Raw genomic sequence first — 1,270 nt, 5'->3', positions numbered from 1 at the left:
GCAATGCCGCCGGCCTCAACGACGGCGCCACGGTCTCGCTGCTGGCCTCTGCGGAGGCCGCCGGCGAGCTTGGCCTGCCGGTGAAGATGCGCCTGGTCTCCTACGCCTTCGCCGGCGTCGAGCCCGAGGTCATGGGCATCGGGCCCGTCCCGGCCACCGAGAAGGCCCTGAAGATGGCGGGACTGGACATCGCGGACATCGGCTTGTTCGAAATCAACGAGGCCTTCGCCGTACAGGTGCTGTCCTTTTTGGACTACTACGGAATTGCCGATGACGATCCCCGCGTCAACCGCTACGGCGGGGCCATCGCCGTCGGCCATCCCCTGGCCGCCTCCGGCGTGCGTCTCATGACCCAGCTGGCCCGCCAGTTCGCGGACGACCCGTCGGTGCGCTACGGACTGACCACGATGTGCATCGGACTGGGCATGGGGGGAACGGTGATCTGGGAAAACCCGCACCATGCAGATTATTCGGGCAGCACCGCCGATGCGGCCGCCGCAATTGTCGGAACCGCCGCCCCCGCGGCAGCACAGGCACGAGAGGACCACGCATGAACGCCGAGTACACGGCCCTGGCCGCGAAGTTCCCGGACGAGACCGTCACCCATTCCTACGTGCAGGATGTGGAACTACCCGGTGCCGGCACCCTGGCGCTGCTAACCCTGGACAACGACCTGGACCACCGTAAGCCGACCACCCTGGGCCCCAACAGCCTGGTGGAACTCGGCACGGCACTCGAAGGGCTCAAGGCGCGGGCCGCGGCGGGCAGGATCTCCGCCGTCGCCATCACCGGCAAGCCGTACTACCTGGTGGCCGGGGCCGACTTGAGCGCCGTGGGCAGGCTCACCGGCCCCGAAGACGGACGGACCATGGCCAGGCTGGGCCACGATGCCTATGCCACGCTCGCCTCCCTGGGCGTCCCGACGTTCGCCTTCATCAACGGAGCGGCGATGGGCGGCGGGCTGGAAATCGCGCTCGCCGCCGACTACCGCACCATCTCCACCGGCGCCGGCGCCATCTCGCTGCCAGAAGCCTTCTTGGGCCTGATCCCCGGCTGGGGCGGGGTCTACCGGCTCCCGCGGCTGATCGGCCCGGCGAATGCCGTCAAGGTCATGGTCGAGAACCCACTGAGCAACAACAAGGCGCTCGACGGCGCGGCCGCCTACCGGCTGGGCATCGCCGACGTCCTCTTCGAACCGGCCGATTGCCTGGAGCAGTCGCTGGCCTGGGCCACGCGAATCCTCACCGACGACGACGCCCGCCGGCTGGTC

General features: G+C 69.1%; 1 protein-coding gene and 1 pseudogene. Both read left to right on the top strand.

Going from position 1 to position 1,270, the window contains the following annotated elements:
- A pseudogene (locus AC5RUJ_RS16610) lies at positions 1-554 on the top strand (acetyl-CoA C-acyltransferase); the annotation flags it as partial.
- Positions 551-1,270, top strand: a 720-nt coding sequence (locus AC5RUJ_RS16605) for an enoyl-CoA hydratase/isomerase family protein (protein WP_494156286.1), incomplete at its 3' end; no start/stop codon positions are given. The pseudogene AC5RUJ_RS16610 and the gene AC5RUJ_RS16605, both read left to right, overlap by 4 nt.

The sequence above is a fragment of the Arthrobacter sp. Y3223164 genome, assembly GCF_059091005.1.
The sequence above is the reverse complement of the archived record's forward strand: the minus strand, read 5'-3'. Positions and strand labels throughout refer to the sequence as shown.